Origin of the sequence: Flavobacterium macrobrachii (assembly GCF_014486675.1) — a bacterium.
GTDB lineage: Bacteria > Bacteroidota > Bacteroidia > Flavobacteriales > Flavobacteriaceae > Flavobacterium > Flavobacterium macrobrachii.
Genome location: NZ_JACTAC010000060.1, coordinates 1 through 22,895, shown reverse-complemented (window position 1 = coordinate 22,895; position 22,895 = coordinate 1). Strand labels below are relative to the sequence as shown.

Annotated in this window: 24 protein-coding genes; 14 read left to right on the top strand and 10 right to left on the bottom strand. The window is 32.8% G+C overall.

The features are described from left to right. Nucleotides 1-151 precede the first annotated feature (151 nt). A complete protein-coding gene (rplU, locus tag IAI56_RS12305) occupies nucleotides 152-511 on the top strand; it encodes a 50S ribosomal protein L21 (RefSeq protein ID WP_169524704.1) in 360 nt (119 codons plus the stop codon). Between the two features lie 24 nt (nucleotides 512-535). Beyond that, nucleotides 536-796 (top strand): 50S ribosomal protein L27, encoded by a 261-nt coding sequence (gene rpmA / locus IAI56_RS12300; protein ID WP_169524703.1) that lies wholly within the window; start codon nucleotides 536-538, stop codon nucleotides 794-796. A 114-nt stretch (nucleotides 797-910) separates the two neighbouring features. Here rpmA and IAI56_RS12295 read toward each other — a convergent pair whose 3' ends face one another. Together IAI56_RS12295 and ahcY are read right to left on the bottom strand one after the other, a co-directional pair. Beyond that, on the bottom strand, nucleotides 911-1,264 hold the full coding sequence (locus IAI56_RS12295; RefSeq protein WP_187658157.1) for a hypothetical protein: 354 nt from the start codon (nucleotides 1,262-1,264) through the stop codon (nucleotides 911-913). Between the two features lie 247 nt (nucleotides 1,265-1,511). Further along, nucleotides 1,512-2,828, bottom strand: a complete 1,317-nt coding sequence (gene ahcY, locus IAI56_RS12290) for an adenosylhomocysteinase (protein ID WP_187658156.1) — start codon at nucleotides 2,826-2,828, stop codon at nucleotides 1,512-1,514. A gap of 138 nt (nucleotides 2,829-2,966) precedes the next feature. On the opposite strand from ahcY, the gene IAI56_RS12285 reads away from it, so the two are divergent. From IAI56_RS12285 to IAI56_RS12260, 6 genes are all read left to right on the top strand, one after another. After that, nucleotides 2,967-3,599, top strand: coding sequence for a 4'-phosphopantetheinyl transferase family protein (locus IAI56_RS12285; protein ID WP_187658155.1), 633 nt, complete (start codon nucleotides 2,967-2,969; stop codon nucleotides 3,597-3,599). A gap of 7 nt (nucleotides 3,600-3,606) precedes the next feature. Continuing rightward, nucleotides 3,607-4,347 carry a phosphoglycerol geranylgeranyltransferase gene (locus IAI56_RS12280; RefSeq protein ID WP_187658154.1) on the top strand — a complete coding sequence of 247 codons (741 nt, stop codon included), beginning with the start codon at nucleotides 3,607-3,609 and terminating at the stop codon, nucleotides 4,345-4,347. Between the two features lie 3 nt (nucleotides 4,348-4,350). Continuing rightward, entirely contained in the window at nucleotides 4,351-4,968 is a 618-nt protein-coding gene (gene pnuC / locus IAI56_RS12275) for a nicotinamide riboside transporter PnuC (RefSeq protein ID WP_187658153.1), read from the top strand. After that, nucleotides 4,935-6,536, top strand: coding sequence for a DUF4301 family protein (locus tag IAI56_RS12270; protein WP_187658152.1), 1,602 nt, complete (start codon nucleotides 4,935-4,937; stop codon nucleotides 6,534-6,536). The genes pnuC and IAI56_RS12270 overlap by 34 nt, the downstream gene beginning before the upstream one ends. Further along, nucleotides 6,526-6,927, top strand: a complete 402-nt coding sequence (arfB, locus tag IAI56_RS12265) for an alternative ribosome rescue aminoacyl-tRNA hydrolase ArfB (RefSeq protein ID WP_187658151.1) — start codon at nucleotides 6,526-6,528, stop codon at nucleotides 6,925-6,927. The genes IAI56_RS12270 and arfB overlap by 11 nt, the downstream gene beginning before the upstream one ends. A gap of 519 nt (nucleotides 6,928-7,446) precedes the next feature. Then, nucleotides 7,447-9,654, top strand: coding sequence for a TonB-dependent receptor (locus IAI56_RS12260; protein WP_187658150.1), 2,208 nt, complete (start codon nucleotides 7,447-7,449; stop codon nucleotides 9,652-9,654). 41 nt (nucleotides 9,655-9,695) lie between these two features. Here the strand turns inward: IAI56_RS12260 and IAI56_RS12255 are convergent, their stop codons facing one another. Next, nucleotides 9,696-10,112: a Rieske (2Fe-2S) protein gene (locus IAI56_RS12255; protein WP_187658149.1), complete on the bottom strand. Its 417-nt coding sequence runs from the start codon at nucleotides 10,110-10,112 to the stop codon at nucleotides 9,696-9,698. Between the two features lie 159 nt (nucleotides 10,113-10,271). Between IAI56_RS12255 and greA the strand changes: the two genes are divergently transcribed. Next, on the top strand, nucleotides 10,272-10,748 hold the full coding sequence (gene greA / locus IAI56_RS12250) for a transcription elongation factor GreA (RefSeq protein ID WP_187658159.1): 477 nt from the start codon (nucleotides 10,272-10,274) through the stop codon (nucleotides 10,746-10,748). Between the two features lie 2 nt (nucleotides 10,749-10,750). Beyond that, nucleotides 10,751-11,140, top strand: a complete 390-nt coding sequence (locus IAI56_RS12245) for an HIT family protein (RefSeq protein ID WP_187658148.1) — start codon at nucleotides 10,751-10,753, stop codon at nucleotides 11,138-11,140. 32 nt (nucleotides 11,141-11,172) lie between these two features. Here the strand turns inward: IAI56_RS12245 and IAI56_RS12240 are convergent, their stop codons facing one another. Beyond that, nucleotides 11,173-12,315: a sensor histidine kinase gene (locus IAI56_RS12240; RefSeq protein WP_187658147.1), complete on the bottom strand. Its 1,143-nt coding sequence runs from the start codon at nucleotides 12,313-12,315 to the stop codon at nucleotides 11,173-11,175. A gap of 179 nt (nucleotides 12,316-12,494) precedes the next feature. Beyond that, nucleotides 12,495-14,576, bottom strand: a complete 2,082-nt coding sequence (locus tag IAI56_RS12235) for a prolyl oligopeptidase family serine peptidase (protein ID WP_187658146.1) — start codon at nucleotides 14,574-14,576, stop codon at nucleotides 12,495-12,497. Nucleotides 14,577-14,793: 217 nt separating this feature from the next. Between IAI56_RS12235 and IAI56_RS12230 the strand changes: the two genes are divergently transcribed. The 3 genes from IAI56_RS12230 to aat all read left to right on the top strand — a co-directional run bounded on the left by IAI56_RS12230 (nucleotide 14,794) and on the right by aat (nucleotide 16,819). After that, nucleotides 14,794-15,669, top strand: coding sequence for a flavin reductase family protein (locus IAI56_RS12230; protein ID WP_187658158.1), 876 nt, complete (start codon nucleotides 14,794-14,796; stop codon nucleotides 15,667-15,669). Between the two features lie 2 nt (nucleotides 15,670-15,671). After that, on the top strand, nucleotides 15,672-16,043 hold the full coding sequence (locus IAI56_RS12225; RefSeq protein ID WP_187658145.1) for a DUF3127 domain-containing protein: 372 nt from the start codon (nucleotides 15,672-15,674) through the stop codon (nucleotides 16,041-16,043). A 134-nt stretch (nucleotides 16,044-16,177) separates the two neighbouring features. Then, complete coding sequence (gene aat, locus IAI56_RS12220) at nucleotides 16,178-16,819, top strand: leucyl/phenylalanyl-tRNA--protein transferase (RefSeq protein ID WP_187658144.1); 642 nt, start codon at nucleotides 16,178-16,180, stop codon at nucleotides 16,817-16,819. A gap of 102 nt (nucleotides 16,820-16,921) precedes the next feature. On the opposite strand, the gene IAI56_RS12215 is transcribed toward aat, so the two are convergent. The 4 genes from IAI56_RS12215 to IAI56_RS12200 are packed head-to-tail and all read right to left on the bottom strand — an operon-like array spanning nucleotide 16,922 to nucleotide 18,776. After that, a complete protein-coding gene (locus IAI56_RS12215; RefSeq protein ID WP_187658143.1) occupies nucleotides 16,922-17,482 on the bottom strand; it encodes a DNA-3-methyladenine glycosylase I in 561 nt (186 codons plus the stop codon). A gap of 2 nt (nucleotides 17,483-17,484) precedes the next feature. Beyond that, nucleotides 17,485-17,826, bottom strand: a complete 342-nt coding sequence (locus IAI56_RS12210; RefSeq protein ID WP_187658142.1) for a HepT-like ribonuclease domain-containing protein — start codon at nucleotides 17,824-17,826, stop codon at nucleotides 17,485-17,487. Continuing rightward, nucleotides 17,816-18,103: a nucleotidyltransferase family protein gene (locus tag IAI56_RS12205; protein WP_133532635.1), complete on the bottom strand. Its 288-nt coding sequence runs from the start codon at nucleotides 18,101-18,103 to the stop codon at nucleotides 17,816-17,818. The genes IAI56_RS12210 and IAI56_RS12205 overlap by 11 nt, the downstream gene beginning before the upstream one ends. Nucleotides 18,104-18,116: 13 nt before the next feature. Next, on the bottom strand, nucleotides 18,117-18,776 hold the full coding sequence (locus IAI56_RS12200; protein ID WP_187658141.1) for a queuosine precursor transporter: 660 nt from the start codon (nucleotides 18,774-18,776) through the stop codon (nucleotides 18,117-18,119). 95 nt (nucleotides 18,777-18,871) lie between these two features. On the opposite strand from IAI56_RS12200, the gene IAI56_RS12195 reads away from it, so the two are divergent. Beyond that, nucleotides 18,872-20,986: a M3 family metallopeptidase gene (locus IAI56_RS12195; RefSeq protein WP_187658140.1), complete on the top strand. Its 2,115-nt coding sequence runs from the start codon at nucleotides 18,872-18,874 to the stop codon at nucleotides 20,984-20,986. Nucleotides 20,987-21,051: 65 nt separating this feature from the next. Here IAI56_RS12195 and IAI56_RS12190 read toward each other — a convergent pair whose 3' ends face one another. Further along, entirely contained in the window at nucleotides 21,052-22,377 is a 1,326-nt protein-coding gene (locus IAI56_RS12190; protein WP_187658139.1) for a fibrobacter succinogenes major paralogous domain-containing protein, read from the bottom strand. Nucleotides 22,378-22,895 lie beyond the last annotated feature (518 nt).

Below are 22,895 nucleotides of genomic sequence, written 5' to 3'. Positions count from 1 at the left end.
TTTTTTATTCTGTTTCAAAAAATTAAACACCACATAAAGTCCTATTTTTCTAAGAAAAAATCTTTTTTCAGCATTCAGTTGCGTGTAAAAGAATTAGTTGTATATTTGCATCCCGAAAAGTCGGAATTAAAATTAATTAAACATTATTGTTATGTACGCAATCGTAGAGATAGCAGGGCAACAATTTAAAGTAAGCAAAGACCAAAAAGTTTATGTTCACCGTTTAGCTAATGAAGAAGGTTCAAAAGTATCTTTTGAAAAAGTTCTTTTATTAGACGATAATGGAAACGTTACTCTTGGCGCCCCAGCTATAGAAGGTGCTTCAGTAGAAGCCAAAGTGTTACAACACTTAAAAGGAGACAAAGTAATCGTTTTCAAAAAGAAAAGAAGAAAAGGTTACAAAAAAAGAAATGGACACAGACAATACCTAACTCAAATTGTGATTGAAGGTATCAACGGAAGTGCTCCAAAAAAGAAAGCAGCAAAAAAAGCTGAAGCTACAGAAGAATAATTAACATTTAAAAACTAAAACGTCATGGCTCACAAGAAAGGTGTCGGTAGTTCTAAGAATGGTAGAGAATCAGAATCGAAACGTTTAGGCGTTAAGATTTATGGTGGTCAAGCTGCAATTGCTGGTAATATCATCGTTAGACAAAGAGGTTCTAAACACAATCCAGGTGAAAACGTTTACATGGGTAAAGATCATACTTTACATGCAAAAGTTGATGGAGTAGTGAAATTCCAGAAAAAAGGTGATAACAAATCATTTGTTTCTGTAATTCCATTCGAAGCATAAGAACAAACTCTTATTAAAATACAAAACCCGTTCGCTTTGGCGAACGGGTTTTTTGTTTAAAAATTCTAAATTAGTTTCTTAAACTAAGAGATTTTTGTTTTAAGCTTATTAAAATTATTCAGTTGCTTTTTTCAACTCTTGTTTTACATCACCAGCAGCGTTTTCAACACCTTCTTTTACATCATTTGCTGCTTCTTCTGTTGAAGCTTTTGCTGCTTCCCAAGCCGATTTTGCTTTATCAACTGCTTCTTGAGCTAGTTTTTCAGCTGCTGCATCGCCGCTTTTCTTAGCTTCTTCAAGCTTAGCAACTGCTTCGTTATAACTTGCTTCTAGCGCATCAGCACCTTCAGAAACTTCATTTTCAACAGTTGTAACCACTTCTTCTGGAGTTGTTTCTGTTGTTTCTTTTTTACAAGATGTAGCAAAAATCATCGCTACAGCTGCCATAGTCAAAAATACTTTTTTCATTTTTTTATAGTTTTTAAATGTTAAAATTAACTAAACAAAATATATGCCAATTATTCAAAGTTACTAAAAAACTTATAAAAATCGAAAAGTTATTAATTCCTTGAAAACCATTTTCCCGCTTTCCACTTCAATCTCTGCGAAGATTTCCGTTACAATCGGGGATAAATTAGGATTTTTCTTTTATTTCAGCCAACAAAAAACCCTTGCAATTGCAAGGGTTTTTGATTTAATATTTTATACTAAAATATTAATATCTGTAATATTCTGGTTTAAATGGACCTTGAACTTCTACTCCAATATAAGCAGCTTGTTCATCATTTAAAGTTTCTAATTCAACACCAAGTTTAGCCAAGTGTAAAGCAGCCACTTTTTCATCTAAATGTTTAGGCAACATGTACACTTCATTTTTATAGTTTGCCGAATTATTCCATAATTCAATTTGTGCCAAAGTTTGGTTTGTGAATGAATTACTCATTACAAAACTTGGATGACCAGTTGCACAACCTAAGTTTACTAAACGACCTTCAGCCAAAATAATGATGTCTTTTCCGTTTACGTTGTATTTATCAACTTGAGGTTTGATTTCGATTTTTGTTGAACCGTGGTTTTTGTTTAACCAAGCCATGTCTATTTCGTTGTCAAAGTGACCAATATTACAAACGATAGTTTTATCTTTCATCGCTTCAAAATGTCTTCCTACAACAATATCTTTATTTCCTGTTGTGGTAATGATAATATCTGCATTTCCAACAACAGTGTCTAATTTTTTCACTTCAAAACCATCCATTGCAGCTTGTAAAGCACAAATTGGATCGATTTCAGTTACAGTTACAATAGAACCAGCGCCACGGAAAGAAGCCGCAGTTCCTTTTCCAACGTCACCATAACCACAAACTACAACTCTTTTTCCAGCTAACATAACATCAGTTGCTCTTCTGATAGCATCAACAGCCGATTCTTTACAACCATATTTGTTGTCAAATTTTGATTTAGTAACTGAATCGTTTACGTTAATTGCCGGCATGAATAAAGTTCCGTTTTTCATTCTTTCATATAAACGGTGAACACCAGTTGTAGTTTCTTCAGACAAACCTTTAATTCCAGGAATTAATTCTGGGTAACGGTCAAAAACCATGTTAGTCAAATCACCACCATCATCCAAAATCATGTTCAATGGTTTTCTGTCTTCGCCAAAGAATAACGTTTGTTCGATACACCAGTCAAATTCTTCTTCGTTCAAACCTTTCCAAGCATAAACTTGAATTCCAGCAGCGGCGATTGCAGCAGCAGCTTGATCTTGAGTTGAGAAAATATTACAAGATGACCAAGTAACTTCTGCACCAAGAGCAATTAAAGTTTCAATTAAAACGGCTGTTTGAATAGTCATGTGAAGACAACCTGCAATTCTCGCACCTTTTAAAGGTTGAGTTACACCATATTCAGCTCTTAAAGCCATTAATCCTGGCATTTCAGCTTCAGCTAATTCAATTTCTTTTCTTCCCCAAGCTGCCAAGTTAATGTCTTTAACTTTGTAAGCTACAAATGGTAATGTTTGTGTACTCATCTATTTGTATATTTGTTTTTTTAAAATTTGATGCAAAATTACAACATAGGTTTTTAATTTAATAATTTATTTTCAAAATTTGTGAAATGTTTAATCCTTTAATCTTTTGAAAAACAAATAGATAATTTCAACACTATTATGCCATTACTTACAATCAAAGAATTAAACAGCACAACAAAACTTTGGGTTTGGAAAATCTCCGAAACATGGGACGAACTTTTTCAAAGTGTTGTTTTGAAAGATGTTTCGTTAGCACGATTAGAAACGATGAAATCCGAAAGTCATCAAAAAGGTTTTTTGAGCGTTCGAAAGTTGCTGATTTCAGCTGGATATACCGATTTTGATTTGTATTATGATGAATTTGGAAAACCACATTTGAATGATGGAAAACATATCACTATTTCTCATTCGTTTGAATTTTCGATTATCGTTATTAGTGATGAAGTGATAGGTGCTGATTTGGAATTATTAAAAGAGAAAACCTTAAAAATTGCTCCAAGATTTATGGAAATTTTTCATCTAGAAAACTTATCGCATTACGAACAAATGAAAAAAGCTACCGTAATATGGGGAATTAAAGAAAGTGTTTTCAAAATTAAAAACGAACCTGGAATTAGTTTTCCATTGCATATTTTTGAGCAACAATTTAATTTGGAAGATAAAAAAACTATCGCTGAATTAAGATTTAACAACAAAACAGAATATTTCGATGTAGTTTTTGATTTTATCGAAGACTATGTTTTTGTTTGTGCTTTCGAAAAAAACAAATAATCAAAAAATGACAAACATTTACAAAGAAATACAAACTTCAAAAGCTAAGTCAGAAAAACTTCTGGCAATTTTAATCGATCCCGATAAAGTTGCATTGGAAACCATTTCAACTTTGGCAGAAAAAATAAATCAATCACCAGCAACACATATTTTGGTTGGCGGAAGCTCATTTGAAGGAAATCATCTAGACGAAATTATCGTTCAGTTAAAACAAAATACTAAACTTCCTATTTTACTTTTCCCAGGAAATCCATCGCAAATTTCTTCAGAAGCCGATGGAATTTTGTTTCTGCAATTACTTTCTGGACGAAATCCTGATTATTTGATTGAACATCAAGTTGAAGCCGTTCCAATTTTAGAAAAAACAACTTTGGAAGTAATTTCAACTGGTTATATTTTAATCGAAAGCGGAAACGAAACTGCTGTAGAACGCGTTAGTAAAACCAAACCTTTGAGTAAAAATAATATCAAATATGTTGCCCAAACGGCTAAAGCTGGCGAATATATAGGAAACAAAATTATTTACCTCGAAGCTGGAAGTGGCGCAAAAAATGCCGTTCCTTTGGAAATGATTTCGGAAGTTTCTAATAGAATTTCCTTGCCTTTGATTGTTGGCGGCGGAATTCGTTCCAAAAAAGCTATTGACGATGCTTTTCTTGCTGGCGCAGATATGGTTGTTATTGGAACAGCTTTTGAAAATAATCCCGATTTTTTTCTGAAATCTGAAATTGTTAACCAACAATTATAACCAATGTTTGAATTCCTTTTTTCTCAATATAAAAATTATCCAGCGTATGAAATTGCCTTAGAATTAACCGCAATTTTATTCGGATTATTGAGCGTTTGGTTTGCAAAAAAAAATAACATTTTGGTTTTCCCAACCGGAATTATCAATACGGCAATTTATGTTTATTTACTTTGGAAATGGTCATTACTTGGCGACATGATGATTAATTTTTATTACGTAATCATGAGTATTTATGGTTGGTATATTTGGACAAGAAAAAAAGACAATGTTGATGAATTTCCTATTTCAAGAATTACTTCTTCCGAAATAAAAAAAGGAATGTTACTATTTCTTGCAAGTATAGCATTAGTCATTTCGGTTTATATCTTTTTTGATAAATTAACACATTGGACATCCTATATTGATACATTTGTAACAGGAATATTTTTCGTAGGAATGTGGTTAATGGCAAGACGAAAGATAGAAAATTGGATTTTATGGATAATTGGTGATATAATTTCTATCCCAATGTATTTTGCCAAAGGATACACTTTCACAAGTATTCAATATGTATTTTTCACAATTATCGCCATTTATGGCTATTTAGAATGGAAGAAAATTTTACAACAAAAGACAAATTAGTCAACACATACGGATTTACAGAAGCCGATTTTAATCAAATTAACCAACATGGAATTGATTTGATTAAAATTGAAGCAGAACTTGCTATTTTCCAAACTGGAATTCCAAAAATGTATTTGGTTCGTCCGGCTAAAATTGATGATGGAATTTTAAAGCTTTCCGAAAATGAATTCAAGTCAAAATCAGCATTTTTTGATCAAAAAAAATCAACTTTAAAGTTGAAAAAATTCGTTCCAGCATCTGGTGCAGCAAGTCGAATGTTCAAATTTCTCAATGAATTTCTCAATGATTTTGACCATGAAAATGAAACCATAAACGCATACATCAACCGAAAAAAAGACAAAAATCTTCCCACATTTCTAGCAGGAATTGAGAAGTTTCCTTTTTTTGAAGAAGTAAAATCGAAGGTTAAATCGTTAGTTCCTGACTATTATTCGTTAGAAAGTCACGAAAAAAGTTATCACTTCATCAAAACGATGTTGTCTAGCGATTATTACGATTTTGCCAACAAACCAAAAGGTGTTTTAGATTTTCATAAATATCAATCACACATTGCAACTCCAGTGGAAGAACACTTGAATGAATGTGCTTTTTATGCTACGTCAAATGGTGTTTCACATCTTCATTTTACCGTTTCAGAAAATCATGAAGCTTTATTTCGTGAGATTGTAAACAATGTAAAAGAAAAAGTAGAAAATAGAACTGAAACCACTTTGAATGTGAATTATTCTTATCAGCATAAATCTACAGATACGATTGCTGTTGACTTCAAAAACCAACCATTTCGCAACGAAAAAGGGCAATTAGTTTTTCGTCCTGGCGGACATGGCGCGTTGATAAACAACTTGAATTCACTCGATGCCGATGTTATTTTTATCAAAAATATTGACAATGTAATCCAAAATCACATCAAAGAAATTACTTTGTATAAAAAGGGTTTGGCTGGAATTTTACTCGAATTTCAAGAAGAGATTTTTGCCATTTTGAATGCCATCGAAAGGCAAGAATTTCAAGAAAATGAAGTTGAAAAAGTTGTTGATTTTATGAAATCAAAACTGAATATCAAGGTTAGAGATGATTTTCAAAAGTTTACATTTGAACACAAAATTGAATTCATCAAAACAAAATTAAACCGACCAATTCGTGTTTGTGGAATGGTAAAAAATGAAGGCGAACCTGGCGGCGGACCATTTTGGGTAAGAAATGCTAAAGGCAATTTGTCTCTCCAAATTGTAGAAAGTTCTCAGGTTGATACAAACGATTTTGTTCAAAACGAAATTCTATCCAAAGCAACTCATTTTAATCCGGTAGATTTAGTTTGTGCAACCAAAGATTATCATGGAAATAAATTTGATTTAACACAATTTGTTGATCATACATCTGGATTTATTGTGCAAAAAAACAACAAAGGAAAAGAATTGAAAGGATACGAATTACCTGGACTTTGGAATGGCGCAATGGCAAAATGGATAACCGTTTTTGTAGAAGTTCCGCTCGTAACATTCAATCCTGTGAAAACGGTAAACGATTTATTAAAACCAGCGCATCAACCGCAATATGAAAACTGATTTACTTTTAACTGAATTGCAATACAAAGCCGTTAGAAGTTCTGGTGCTGGCGGACAAAACGTAAACAAAGTTTCGTCAAAAGTGGTTTTGACTTTTGATTTGAATGCTTCTCAAGCACTTTCTGAAGAGCAAAAAATACTTATTTCTGAAAAATTGGCAACCAAATTAACTTCGGAAAACATTTTGATTTTAAACTGCGATGAAGACCGAAGCCAACTGAAAAATAAAGAAATTGTTACCAAACGTTTTTTGGAAATACTTAAAAAAGCATTAGTTGTTCCAAAGAAAAGAAAACCAACTTCAGTGCCAAAATCGGTTATTGAAAAGCGTATCAAAGACAAAAAAACCAATTCTGAAGTTAAGCAAAACCGCAAAAAACCTGAAATATGAAAAAAACAAAAAATAAACCTAACAAGCCAAGTTATTTTGGGACATCATCGGATTGGTAGTTGGGCTTTCAATTTTTTTTGTATCCATAAGCTATGACGAAAAAGAATATGCTACAGGTAAAATTACGTATAATGATGAAGGATTAGTGAATTTTCAAAGCTGTAGATTGGAAGCTTTTTATGGGTTTTTACTTGCATGATAAGTATTTATTTTAAGAGAAAGAAATCTGAAAAATTGGATTTATAAACTTCAATTACAAAAATCAATTACAATAAAAAAACACAAATTGAAAATTGATATTGCAATTGTCATTGATATTGACTTATCTTTGCCATGTCTCAAAAGGGGTGCTCAAAATTACGAGCTGAGATTATACCCAATGAACCTAGAACAGGTAATGCTGTTTAGGGAAAAGTGACAAAACAGAGTGCACGCTGAACTTTGTCACAGGAAACAAACATTTTTTATTTTTTAACCAAGAATAATTACCTCTTTTTATTCGTATAATTTATTTTACGAATGGAAATTTTATTCAATTTCAAAAGTCAAACCCGAAGTTTCGGGACAAAAGTCAAAAGTCAAAAAAATCATTTGATTTCGTCTATTTTCTTTTTTCTATTTTCTTTTCTCTCTTTCTCCCAAGAAAAAGTGAAAGACACCACAAAAGTCAATCAGCTTAACGAAGTTACAGTTTCTTCGGTTAGAGCAAAAGGCAAAAATCCAATCACTTTTACTAATGTTTCTAAGGAAGAAATTGCGCCAAGAAATTTAGGTCAAGACATTCCCATTTTACTCAATTATTTGCCATCTGTAGTTTCTACAACCGATGCAGGAAATGGAGTTGGTTACACTTACATGAGAGTTCGTGGTGCCGATGGTTCGAGAATTAACGTTACGCTCAACGGAATTCCGTTTAATGACAGCGAAAGTCAAGGAACATTTTTTGTCAATTTGCCCGATTTTGCTTCGTCGCTAGAAAGTATTCAGTTGCAACGCGGAGTAGGAACTTCTACAAATGGTGCTGGAGCTTTTGGCGCAAGTTTAAACATGCAAACCAAGTCGTATCAAGAAAAAGCATTTGCTGAAATTTCAAATTCTGTTGGAAGTTTTGGAACACGAAAACATACTTTGGCTTTTGGAACGGGTTTGCATAACAATTTTGAATTGAATGCACGATTATCAAATGTTGCTTCTGATGGATTTATCGACAGAGCTTCATCCAACATGTTTGGTTATTTTTTCAATGGAAATTATGTAACCGAAACGACGTTGATTAAAGCAATTGCTTTTGGCGGAAAACAAAAAACCTATCAAGCTTGGTATGGCATTGAAGATCCAGAAAAGTTGAAAAACGACAGAACGTTTAATGTTGCCGGAATGTATTTTGACGAAAATGGAAACATGAAATTCTATGATGATGAAACCGATAATTATTGGCAAAATCATTTTCAGTTGCATTGGTCCGAAAAATGGTCCGAAAAATGGATTTCAAATGCAGCGTTGCATTATACTAAAGGAAAAGGCTATTTTGAACAATACAGAGAAGACGAAATTTTAGCCGATTATTTTTTACCAAATTTTCAAGGAAATACCGAGTCAGATTTGGTTAGAAAAAGATGGCTAGACAACGATTTTTTTGGGGCTACTTTTTCATTGAACTACAAAACAAAAAACACCGATATTTTAGTTGGCGGAGCAGCAAATCGCTATTTGGGTGATCATTTTGGGGAAGTTGTTTGGACACAATTTTATGTGCCAAATTCTAATCGTTATTATGATAATTTTGGAAACAAAGACGATATAAATGTGTATGCAAAAGCTTCGCAACAAGTTGGAAAACTTAATTTCTTTGCCGATTTGCAGTATCGAATGGTAAATTATCAAGCAACAAGTTTCCGTTTTGATGATGTAAACGATACGTTTCGATTTTTTAATCCAAAAGCTGGTTTGAATTATCAATTAAATGATAAAAACTCTTTTTATGGTTATTTTGGTATTGCCAACAAAGAACCAAGACGCGATGATTATGAAGCTGGAGCAATCAAACCAGAACGTTTGTTTGATTATGAATTGGGTTGGAAATATTCATCTAAAAAAGTGAAAGTTTCTGCCAATGCATTTTATATGAATTACCAAGATCAATTGGTTTTAACTGGTGCTTTGAACGATGTTGGTTCACCTGTTTTCACCAATAGCGGAAAAAGTTATCGAATAGGTTTAGAAGTTGAATCAGTAATTGCAATTACAGACAAATTAATTTGGAACCCAAATGTTACTTTTAGTCAAAATAAAAATCGTGATTTCTACTTTCAGCGAGATGGTGTTTTGCAGAATTTAGGAAATACTGATATTGCTTTTTCACCAAATATTGTCGCAGGAAACCGAATTACATTTTTGCCAATAAATGATTTTCAAGTTTCATTCCTTTCAAAATTTGTGAGCGAACAATACATGGGAAATATCGATTCAGACAATTCAAAATTAGACGCCTATTTTGTGAGCGATTTGAATGTTTCTTATGAATGGAAAATCAACAAAGGTTTAAAATCGATGGTTTTTTCGGCATTAGTAAATAACTTGTTCAATTTAGAATATGAATCCAATGGTTATTTCTACACCTATGATGATGATTTTAGTAATCCTGGAACCATTTCGACAATAGAAGGTGCAGGATTTTTTCCACAAGCTGGAATTAATTTCTTAGCTGGAATAACTTTGAAGTTTTAAAAAAACAAAATCCCGTATCATTTTGTTGATACGGGATTTTTTTAATTTCTTATGTTTAGCGAGCTTCCACTGACCAAAACTCGATAGGGTTTCATCGGATAATCTTTTCCTCCAGCAATTCCAGTAAACAAACTATATTCAGCGTCATCGCAAGGGCAAATGGCATTCGTACCAACAATATTCATGGTCGAGCACGAAGTCAACTCTTGATTTGGACAAGCAACATCAAAAGCCGTATAACCTGTTCCTGTATTATATATTACAATTCCTCGAACACCTTGAGAATAATCCACAACATAATTTCCTGGAAAATTAAGGTTAGAATATTGAGGCAAACTCAAGTTGATGAATAAATCTACAGGATAATTGGGCAAATAAGGATTTCTGTAGTTAACCGTTCCAGAATCACAACTTAAAATCAATCCCGCAAACAATAGTGTAGCAATTATTTTTTTCATCTAAATTTTTAGTTCTAAATATTCGACAAACAAAAATAAATTATTTAACTTTGGCAAACACTATTGAGTGAGACAAATTTAAAATAAATCAAAAAATAGTATCTTTGCAAAAAGAAATCCCGTTGCGATGGGATTTTTTCTATTTATATAAATGAGGAAATTATGAGCGTATCGTATTACACAGCAGAAGGATTAAAAAAATTAAGAGACGAATTAGAACATTTAAAAAGCGTTGAAAGACCAAAAGCATCACAAGCAATTGCTGAAGCTAGAGACAAAGGCGACTTATCTGAAAATGCCGAATATGATGCTGCCAAAGAAGCTCAAGGAATGCTTGAAATGCGTATTGCAAAACTAGAAGAAATTCATGCCAATGCAAGATTGATTGATGAAAGTCATTTAGACACATCCAAAGTTTTGGTTTTATCTAATGTGAAAATTAAAAATCAAGCCAACGGAATGGAGTTGAAATACACATTGGTTGCTGAAAGCGAAGCCGATTTAAAAACTGGAAAAATTTCAGTTACATCACCAATCGGTAAAGGATTATTAGGAAAATCAGTAGGCGAGATTGCCGAAATTACGGTTCCAAACGGAAAATTAAATTTTGAAATCTTAGAAATTTCTAGAGATTAATTATGGCTAGTATTTTTACTAAAATAATCAACGGAGAAATTCCATGTTATAAAATAGCCGAAGACAAAAATTATTTAGCTTTTTTAGATGTAAATCCTAATGCAAAAGGGCATACACTTTGCATTCCGAAGGAAGAAATCAATAAGATTTTTGACATGGAAGAAGAACACTATCTTGGATTGATGAAATTTTCAAGAAAAGTGGCAAAAGCATTAGAAAAAACGATAGAATGCAAGCGAATTGGCGTTGCTGTTGTTGGACTTGAAGTTCCGCATACGCATGTACATTTAATCCCTTTGCAAGATATGGATGATATGCGTTTTCAACGAAAAGCTTCACTCACAAAAGAAGAATTTGAAGCGTTAGCCCAAGCAATTCAAAACAATTTATAAAGAAAACGCCTCATTTTATTGAGGCGTTTTTTTTAAGTTCTTTTATAAGAAATTTGCATTGTTGTTCCTCTTCCTATTTCAGAATTTAGGACTTTTATTTTCCCTTTGTGGTATTCTTCAACAATTCTTTTGGTTAATGACAAACCTAAACCCCAACCTCTTTTTTTGGTAGTAAATCCAGGTTCAAAAACTTTTTTGAATTGGTTTTTTGGAATTCCTTTTCCAGTATCGGTAACTAAGATTTTAACCAAATTGTTTTCTTCCATAATTTCTACTGCTAATCTTCCTCGACCTTTCATAGCATCGATGGCATTTTTGACTAAATTTTCGACAGTCCAACTGTGTAATGCAGGATTTAATGAAACCATAATAGCATTTTTGGGTGCTTTGAATGAAAAGGTAACTTGGTTTGAAAAACGTGATTTTAAATACTCAAAAGATTTTTCGGTTTCTTCAATAATGTTAAGTTTTTCTAGAATTGGTTCTGAGCCAATTTTTGAAAACCTATCCGTTATAGTTTGTAGTCTAATAATGTCTTTTTCAATTTCGGTTACTGTAGTTTCGTCAACATTGTCAGCTTTCATGATTTCGAGCCAACCAATTAGTGATGATAACGGCGTTCCAATTTGATGCGCGGTTTCTTTTGCCATTCCTGCCCAAAGCTTGTTTTGAGTTGCCATTTTGGTACTACGATAAAAATTATAAACAACAGTTCCAAAAAGAAAAATGATAAGTAAAAGAGCAATTGGATAATATTTCAATTTGTTCAGCATGGAAGAATCTCCATAATATAAATATTGAGATTTTCCTTTTGAAATTTCCATAACAATAGGACTGTTTTGCAGTTTAAGTTTTTCTAAGTAATTTTTTAGTTTTATTTTGTCTTTAACAATATCTTCATCAATATTTATTGTACTTGTTATCGAGTCATTAATTGATAAAATGATTGGAATTGTTGGATTTTCAATAATGGCAAAGGGTAATTCTAAATCGGCATTTAGATCATCTGTATTTATTTTTTTTTGTGCCAATGCCCAATTTCCCATCTTGATACGTTCTTCGCTTTTAAAGATTTGAAAAAAGGAATACGTATTCCAAAGAATCAAACTCACAATAACGAACGATGTCATTATGATTATCCAGCGAGTTGTGTTTCTTCTTTCGGAAAATTGCATTGAAATTTTTTTATAAATATAGCCAAAAGTAATAAAAATACAAGACGATTGACTTCTAGCCCTGATAGGAGTGGAAATCAACTTTGTCAAAGTTCAAAACTTTGACAAAGTTATTGTAACGAATAGCAGGAAAACGGGCAACAAGAATTCCCGAACGTTTTGCTCCAAAATGAATTGGTTTATTCGTTTAAATGATACAATAAAAAATTATAGAAATCGGCATCGCTTTTTACGTCATCTTCATAGCTTGCAGTTTTTCCATAATGTCCAGCATCGGACAAAGAAATGAGGTAAATTGGATTTTTTTGTTCCGTTCTGTTTTGGAGTTTAGCGGCAAATTTATAAGAATGCAATGGTGGAACTCTGTCGTCGTTGTCAGAAGTAATAATTAATGTTGTTGGATAATTGGTGTTTTCGTCGATATTATGATAAGGCGAATAAGCTAATAATGAATTGAATTCTTCTTTGTTTTCGGGATTTCCATATTCATTCAAATGATATCTGCCAACGGTAAATTGATCAAATTTTAACATATCAAAAGCACCCATTTTAGGAATGACAACTTTGAACAAATCTGGTCTTTTGGTCATAGCAACACCGACAACTAAACCTCCGTTTGAACCTCCAGTTATCCCCAATTTTTTTGGGCTAGTATATTTTTCTTTAATTAAAAATTCGGCTGCATCTATAAAATCGTTGAATGAATTCATTTTTTTTAATCCTTTTCCATCCTGATGCCATTTTAATCCTTTTTCTCCGCCACCACGAATTTGAGCATAGGCAAAAACGCCTCCTTTTTCTATAAAATGTATCATCCCTGATGAAAAATAAGCTCTTGAAACAGTTCCATAACCGCCATAAGCTGTTAGAAGTGTTGGGTTGTTTCCGTCAAATTTTAATCCTTTTTTATGGATTATCGTTATTGGAACGTCTTTGTTATCCCGACTTTTAAAAGTTATGGTTTTAGTCTCAAAATATTCTGACGGAAACAAACTTGCTTTTATTTTGATATGTTCGGTTTGAAATTCGTTTATTTCGCCAGTTGCAACATTCAGTCGGTAGTTTTTGAACGAAGTTGTATACGAATGTAATGTTACATATAAATCTTTTGTTTCGTTATCATAAAAATTAAAGGAGATGTCAAAATTTTCGGACGAATCAAATTTTCGGATAAACTTTCCATTAGCATCATAAACTCTAATGTAGCTTTTGTTTAGTGTTTTGTAATTACAAAAAATATAATCGTTTGTAAAATGAGTTGAAGTCAATAATTGCGAATATATCTGGGGAATGACAACTCTTTCTTGGTTGCGATTTTTAATATTAAAAGCCCTGACTTCACCCCATTCAAATTGTTTGGAAGAATAATAAATAGAATCGTTTCTGTAATTCAAAAACTTCATATCGGTACTTTGGTTGTCCAAAAATTTATAAAGATAAAATTCGTTGTCAGACAATGAAGCTTCATAATAATTTGAAAGAGTTTCTTCTTTATTAGTTTCTATAACAATAAGTTTTCCTCGAGTTGAATAATATTTAAAAGTATTACCAGTTTTTGAAGCGTCAAAAACAAGTTGATCTTCGCTTTGAGGTGTTCCAATTTTATGGTAGTATAATTGGTTAGTAGAATCAATTGCAGTTTTATTGATATTGTTGTTTTTATTGTAAAAAATTCCATGGTTTAAATTCCATCCAATGTTTGAAAACTTAACTCCTTTTATAACATCTGGTAAAAGTTTTCTTTTATTAATATCAAAAAAGTTTATTTCACCAAGATCGCTTCCATCGTGACTAATTTTATAAGCTAAATATTCTGAGTTTCCAGAAGGAGACAAACTGTTGAAAAGCATGTTTTTATTTGTGTATGCTTCATTCAAATCGAATAATTTAGTGGGTTTTTCTTTAACATCTTTTCGGTAAAAAATAATGGGAAGTGTTTTGCCTTCAAAATAAAAAGTAGAATAATAGTACTTCCCTTTTTTTGAAGGAATACGGTTGTTTATACTTTTATTGTACTCGATTATCTTGCTTTCTGTGTTGTATTTTCTCTTTGCTTTTTCTAAAATTTCTTCGGTGATTGTGTTATTATTTTTAACCCAGGTTTTGGTTTCTTCAGAATTTAGATTTTCCAACCAAGAATACTCATCGGTTATTGTAATTCCGTGTTTTGTATATTTTTCCGATTTTGATTTTTCGTGATTTTGTTGACAAAAAATAGTTTCACAGAAAAGTAAAGACAGAATGAAGATTACGTTTTTCATAAAAAGATTGTAAGCTACAAATCTTATAAAATTTTGTTAGACATCAAAAATAATGTTGAATAAGATTTACTCTTTGTCAATAAATTAGCCCTGATGGAAGTGGAAATCAACTTTGTCAAAGTTGTTGAAACGAACAGCAGGAGAACGGACAACAAGAATTCCCGAACGTTTCGCTCCAAAATGAATTAAAATTGTATTTTTGGAAAAACAAAAAACCATGCTTTCTTTTGAACCACATACACTGTCGCCAGCGCAATTACAAGGTTATTTGCAAAGTGCTGTAGCGCCAAGACCAATTGCTTTTGCTAGTACGATGGACGAAAATGGGAAACCTAATTTGTCTCCGTTTAGTTTTTTTAATGTTTTTAGTTCTAATCCGCCGATTTTGGTTTTTTCGCCAGCACGACGCGTGAGAAATAACACGACTAAACATACGTTAGAAAACTGTCAGACAACGAAACAAGTGGTAATTAATGTGGTGAATTATGATATTGTGCAACAAATGTCGCTTTCGAGCACGGAATATCCTGATGGTGTGAACGAATTCGTAAAATCGGGTTTGACGATGTTGCCTTCGGATATGGTAAAACCGTATCGTGTAGCAGAAAGTCCAGTGCAATTTGAATGCAAAGTCAACGAAATTATAGCTTTGGGAAATCAAGGTGGCGCAGGAAATTTAATTATTTGTGAAGTCGTAAAAATTCATGTTAACGAAACGGTTTTGGACGAAAAAGGAACAATTGATCAAAATAAAATTGATTTGGTTTCGCGTCTTGGTGGCAATTGGTATTCGCGTTCCAATCAAGGATTGTTTGAAGTAGAAAAACCTTTGGTTACGCTCGGGATTGGTGTGGATGCCATTCCTGATTTTATTAAAAATAGTACTATTTTTGATGGAAATGATTTGGGCAAATTAGGAAATGTAGAAGCGTTGCCAACCGAAGAAGAAATTGCTATATTTGTACAACAAAATTTTGCTGTGAAAGGTGTTTTAAGTTCAGATGATGAGCAAAAAATTCAATTAAAAGCAAAAGAATATTTGAATAATAATGATGTGCTTTCGGCTTGGAAAGTACTTTTAGCTAAATTATAATTATGGAAGTTACCGGAAAAATTAAAGTAGTAAATGCGGAGCAACAAGTGAGTGCTAGCTTTAGAAAAAGAGAATTGGTTGTGGCTACAGAAGAGCAATATCCACAGTTTATCAGTATAAATTTTGTACAAGATAAATGTGATTTGTTGAACAACTATAATGTGGGTGAAGCGGTAAAAGTTTCTATCAATCTTAGAGGAAGAGAATGGGTTAATCCACAAGGTGAAACTAAATATTTTAACGATATTCAAGGTTGGAGAATTGAAAGACTTCAAGCAGAACAACCAGCAGCAATGCCGGCAATGCCACCAGCAGAAGCTTTTGCTCCAGCAACTGATTTTAAAGAAGAAGAACACGACGACTTACCTTTCTAGAAAGGTAGAAGTCAGAAGATAGAAGTCAGAAGTTTAAGTAATACTTGAATTTCTGACTTTTTCATTACAATTGAGTTTGAAGTTGATTTTTGATATTGAAGTTGATTTTTGATTTTTGTCATTGAATTTGAAAAATGTATTTTTTAACTAAAGAACTTTATTTTCCTCCTGTTGAAGAAGCTTCCTATGAAGGTGTTTTGGCTATTGGTGGTGATTTGTCAATAGAAAGACTTTTGTTAGCGTATCAAAATGGTATTTTTCCATGGTTTAATGATGATGAACCGATACTTTGGTGGTCGCCATCAGAGCGAATGGTCGTTGTTCCTAAGTTATATAAAGTATCGAAAAGCATCCGAAATCTTATTAATCAAAATAAATTTAAAGTTACTTTCAATCGAAATTTCGCTGAGGTTATCCGTAATTGCCAACAAATTGAACGACAAGGTCAAGAAGGAACTTGGATTACCGAAGACATTATTACTTCTTACACTAAATTACACGAAATGGGAATTGCTAAATCGGTTGAAGTTTGGCAAAATGACGAATTAGTCGGAGGTTTGTATGGCGTAGATTTAGGACATGTTTTCTGTGGTGAAAGTATGTTTTCCAAAGTTTCCAATGCCAGTAAAATTGCGTTTGTATGGTTGGTTAATTATTTAAAAGAAAACAATTACTTATTACTGGATTGCCAAGTTCACAACGATCATTTGGAAAGATTAGGTGCTTTTGAAATTTCGAGAGATACTTTTATGAGAGTTTTGAAATCTACCGTTTGATTGTCTAACCACAAAGCACACTAAGTTTTGCACGAAGCGCACAATCGCTTAGTGTTCTTTGTGCTTTCATAGTGAACTTAGTGGTTAAATTTTCTGGAAAAACTATTTCCTTCTCCAGCACGTTTCCACGTGATCATTCACCATTCCAGTTGCTTGCATATGTGCATACACAACAGTTGAGCCTACAAATTTAAAACCACGTTTTTTCAAATCTTTACTTAATGCATCTGAGATTTCAGTTGTTGCCGGAATATCTCGCAATACTTTGGGTTGGTTATCAATTGGTTTTCCACCTGTAAAACCCCAAATGTATTTTGAAAAGCTACCAAATTCTTCCTGAACTTTCATAAAAGCAATGGCGTTAGAAACCGTTCCGCGAACTTTCAGTTTATTTCTAATTATACCTTCGTCTTGAAGTAATTCCTGAATTTTATCTTCGTCGTATTTTACAATTTTTTTGTAATCAAAATTATCAAATGCTTTTCTGAAGTTTTCTCTTTTCTTTAAAATGGTGTACCAACTTAACCCTGCTTGAAACGTTTCTAAAACTAAAAACTCGAAAATCGTTTCGTCGTCATAAACCGGATTTCCCCATTCGTTATCATGATAATTGCGGTACAAATCATCTTTTTCACACCAAGCGCATCGTATTTTATTTTCCATCTTTAATCAAAATCCTTAATGATTGTTGTAATATCTTTTTTGAAATCGGGAATTGTTTTTAAAATTGTTTCCCAAACAAAATTCAAGTCAACAGAGAAATATTCATGTACAATAAAATTACGCATCGATTTTGCGCCACGCCAATTTATTGTAGAATACTGCTGCTTTATTTCTTCATCAATATTAGCAACAGCTTCGCCAATAACGATAAAGTTTTTAAGAATTGCATCCTGAATTATCCAGTTTTTCAGGAATTCTTCTTGAGAAGTCGTTGTAGTTATTTCTTCTAATTTCTCAATAGATTCAAGAATATGTAAAAGAAATATTTTGGTATTATTCTTCATAAATATATTTTACTTCTCTCAAAACTCGTTCTTTAATAAATTTATTCAATCCATTTTCAGAAACTAAATCTACTTTTTTATGAAGCTTTTGTTCCAATTCAAATTGCAAATCAGAAAGCGTAAATAATCCAATTGGGTTTTGTAATGAAAATAAAATATCAATATCACTCGATGCTGTTTCTTCATTTCGAGCAACAGAGCCAAACAAACCTATTCGTTTTGGGTGAAAAGGTTTAAGTGTTTCAATGATGATATTTTGTTGACTTTTTGTAAGCATAATGTAAAAGTAACTATTTTTCCAATAAACTATCTTTTGAAATGTATTTTTGAATTACATAATGTCCTAAATAAATCATTGGTGTCATCAAAACGGCAATAACTAATTTAACCGTATAACCTGTTAATCCAGAGATAACATAGGTTTTAAAATCCATAATCCCAGGCAGATAAAAGGCAATTCCCAACACGATAAAACTATCAAAAAACTGCGAAATTACCGTTGAACCTGTACTTCGAAGCCAAATCATTCTGTTGCCGGTTCGTTTTTTTACAAAATGAAAAATCGTAACATCGATTAACTGCGATACTAAAAACGCCGCAATACTTCCAACAATAATCAACTGACTTTGCCCAAAAACCGATTTGAATTGCTCACTCGTTACCGAACTAATTCCAATAGAAGGAATTTGAATGGCAAAATACAGTACAAAAAAGGTATAAGCAATCAATCCTGCAGTAATCAATGATAATCGTTTTACTCCTTTTTCGCCAAAATATTCATTGATTAAATCGGTTGTTACAAAAACAATTGGCCAAGGCAAAATTCCAATACTCATCGGAACGCCAAAAACATCAATTAGCTTTCCGCCAGTAAGTTCGGCAACTATCGCATTGGTAATAAAAATCCCTGCAAGTATAATATAAACGGTATCTTTTCTTCTGGTGAACATAATAATTTCTTTTCTCAAAAATAGCTAATTATGAGTTATCAACTTGCATTCAATTACAATTCTATTTTCGTATTTTTGAGAAAATAAATCAAATCATGAAAAAAATAATAGCAACCTTGCTTATGAGTATTCCAATTATTACTGCCGAAGCACAAGAAAATCAAAATCCGTTATTGAAAAACTGGACTGGAAATTATGGTGGCGTTCCAGCGTTTAACGAATATAAAATCACCGATTTGAAACCTGCGATAAAGATTGCAATTCAGGAAAAACTAGACGAATACAACAAAATCGCCAACAATCCAAAACCTGCAACATTCGAAAACACCATTGTTGCCATGGAAAAAGCGGGTAAAAAATTAAGTCAGGCAAAAGCTGTTTTTGATATTTACAGTTCCAATTTGAATACGCCCGAATTTGAACCCATAGAGGTTGAAGTTACGCCATTATTTTCAGAATTGAACAGTAAAATTTATCAAAACAAAAAGTTGTTTGATCGAATTGAAACCATTTACAACTCAAAAGATAAAAGCAAATTAACTCCAGAACAACAACGTTTGGTTTGGTATCATTATGCCAATTTTGTTCGCGAAGGCGCAAAAGCATCAGCGGAAAGCAAAGCCAAAATTGCCAAAATCAATCAGGAATTGGCATCACTTTTCACCAAGTTTAGTCAAAATCAATTGGCCGATGAAAGCAATTATTATTTGGAATTAAAAACCGAAGCCGATTTTGAAGGTTTACCTACCGAATTAAAAAATGCAGCAATTGCCGAAGCCAAAGAAAGAAATCTAGAAGTAATGGGTTGTATTGCCAACACGCGTTCGTCGATTGAACCGTTTTTGACGTTTTCATCCCGAAGAGATTTGCGCGAAAAAGCATTTGACATTTTTGTAAAACGTGGCGATAACAATAACAGTAGTAACAATAATGCAATTTTAGTTCAAATACTAAAGCTTCGTGCTCAAAAAGCAAAATTGTTAGGTTTTAAAACCTTTGCCGATTGGAGTTTGTCTAACACTATGGCACAAAATCCTTTAAAAGCGATGGATTTAATGCTATCCGTTTGGCAACCAGCTGTAGCAAAAGTACATGAAGATGTAGCCCAAATGCAAAAATTTGTTGAAGTCGAAGGCGGAAAATTTAAAATTGCACCTTGGGATTATCGCTATTATGCTGAGAAAGTTCGTAAAGCAAAATATGATGTCGATGCTAATCAAATCAAACCTTATTTGCAGCTAGAAAAACTTCGCGAAGGAATGTTTTGGGTTGCTGGCGAAGTTTTCAATTTGAATTTCAAGCAAGTAAATAATGTTCCCGTTTTTCATCAAGACGTTCGCGTTTGGGAAGTTTCTCGTAAAGATTCAGGAAAAAAAGTTGGATTATTCTATTTTGATCCTTATGCACGAAAAGGAAAACGTTCTGGTGCTTGGATGACCGCTTACAGAGAACAAAGCCGCATTGATGGCGATGTTTTAACATTAGTTTCTAATAATTGTAATTTTATCAAAGGAAATGACAACGAACCAATCCTAATTTCATGGGATGATGCTTCTACACTTTTCCACGAATTTGGTCATGCGTTACACGGATTGTGTTCGGATGTTACGTATCCAAGTTTGTCAGGAACAAATACTCCACGAGATTATGTTGAATTTCCATCACAAATATTGGAACGTTGGTTATCAACGCCAGAAGTCTTGAATAAATTTGCGTTGCATTATCAAACGAAAGAACCAATGCCAATGTCTTTAGTAAAGCGAATTGAAGATGCAGCAACGTTCAACGAAGGTTTTTCTACCGTAGAAACCATTTCGAGTGCTTTGGTTGATATGAAATTACATTTATTAGAAAATCCTGAAATTGATCCAAGAGATTTTGAGAGAGCAACTTTGTTTGATTTAAAAATGCCTTCTGAAATTGTAATGCGTCACCGAATTCCACAGTTTGGGCACATATTTTCAGGCGATGATTATGCTGCTGGATATTATGGTTATTTGTGGGCAGATGTTATTAGTGCCGATGCAACCGAAGCTTTCACGGAATCTAAAGGCGGATTATATGACAAAGAAGTTTCAAAACGTTTATTAGACAATGTTTTCAGCATTGGAAATACTATTGATCCTGAAATTGCCTATAAAAAATACAGAGGAAAAGCCGCAAAAAGCGATGCATTGATGCGCGCAAGAAACTTCCCGATTGCAAAGTAATTATCATAAAAGAAAAACCCCAATTCATTTTGAATTGGGGTTTTTAAATTCATATATTTTGTTGGCTAGTTTTTTACAATTCTTATTGAAAAACCTTGTTTTTTGTCGGTTGGTGTTCTAGTTATAGATTTTGTATTGTGGTATAAACCTGCACACCATGCGCTTGTAGGATTGTAACTGTCAGCTGACCACCAGTATCCAATTGTTCCTATACTTCCAAAACTTCCGTTTGCTAAACAATTGCCTCCAGGCAAAGCGGTGAAACCAGAAGTGTTAACAGCACCAGCATTAGGATTTTGCCAATGAGTAGTTCCAATTTCTTTCATCAATCCTCCAGCTAGTTCTGTACCGCCTAAAAATTCTATAAGTGAATTCCAATCTGCATTGGATGATACATGCCATCCTGTTGGAGCAAGTCCTCGAGCGTCGTTCACAGCATACCAGTTATATAGTTTTCCATAAACGGTTCCATTGCTGGTTTGGTAAGAATAATAACACCATGCTCCAGTTGTTAAGTTAGCCCATTGTGTAGCATCTTGGACTTGAGGAATTACATCACCATTACGATATTTAGAAACATTTAAGTTTTTAGTAGCCCATTCTTTTCCATTTAAGATAACAGAAGTATAAGTAGTACCATCAATATCAGTTACACCAGTTCCTGGACTATACAATAATGCTTCAGTTGTAAAAGATTCATCACTTCCATAAGCTGTTCCGTAAGAATTTGTCGCATATGCTCTAACATAATAAGTAGTATTTGGAGATAAATTAGCTATTTCACTAACAAAATTTCCTAGCCCAAAACCATTGGAAGTAAAACCAGCATTAACATCAAGTGTTGGTTCTGGAGCTAAACTCCACACAATACCTTTAGTTGTAACAGGCGAAACACCACTATTAGTAACAGTTCCACCAGTTTTAACAGTACTTGTTGTTATAACTGTTGCTGCAGCTGTAGTAACTACTGGTAAATCATTTGGATCAATCAGCGTTTTAAAACTTACCTGATTTCCATAAGCAGTACCATTGATATTAGTAGCATAAGCTCTAACATAATATGTTTTGTTTGATTCTAATTCTGCCAACTGACTAGTAAAACCATCTGTTCCAGAACCTTCAGAAGTTTTTGTAGTCAAAGCTATCGTCGGGTTAGGATTGGTACCCCAAACTATACCTTTTGCAGTAATCGGTGAGCCACCATCTGAACTAATAACTCCTCCTGATAATGCTGAACTTATAGTTACATCTGTTATTTCAACTGTAGAAATTACGCCAATAGATGGAGGTAAGTTCAACTCAGGGATTTCATTGTCAATATCGGGTGATGAGGTACAATTAAATAACAATAATAAGGTGAATAATGATAAGGTGAATTTAAAATATTTCATAAATCTTAAGTTTTTAATAAGCTCTAATAGGTTGTTTTATAACTGAAAACAAAAATAGAAAAAGAAATCATTAAATAACATCTTAAATTAGAATGTTTTCAATTAGAAAAAAACTATTAGTATAAAAACGATATACCATTAAATAAAATTATAATATTCTTTCTCTGCATCAAAGCTGTATTATTGTTTATTTTATGTAAATAAATTACTTGGTAAGTCCTTACATTTTTTAAAGATCTATTTATGATAAAAGAAAAACTAATGCAAACCACCGTCAATAAAGGTTTTTTATGAGGTATAACGATGCTCTATTTCTTTTTTTTCCCAGTATTTATGTGGCTTAATCGCTATTTTGCCATCTTTCGGGAAGTTTACCACAGCTTTCGGGAAGTTTCCCCTAGTCTTAGGGAAGAATACCTTTTATAAAGAAATGTTTTGTTTTAAGTAAGGGAAGAGTAGATTGTAAAATAAAAAACCTCGTTTCAATTAAGAAACGAGGTTACTGTCTAAAATTTGAT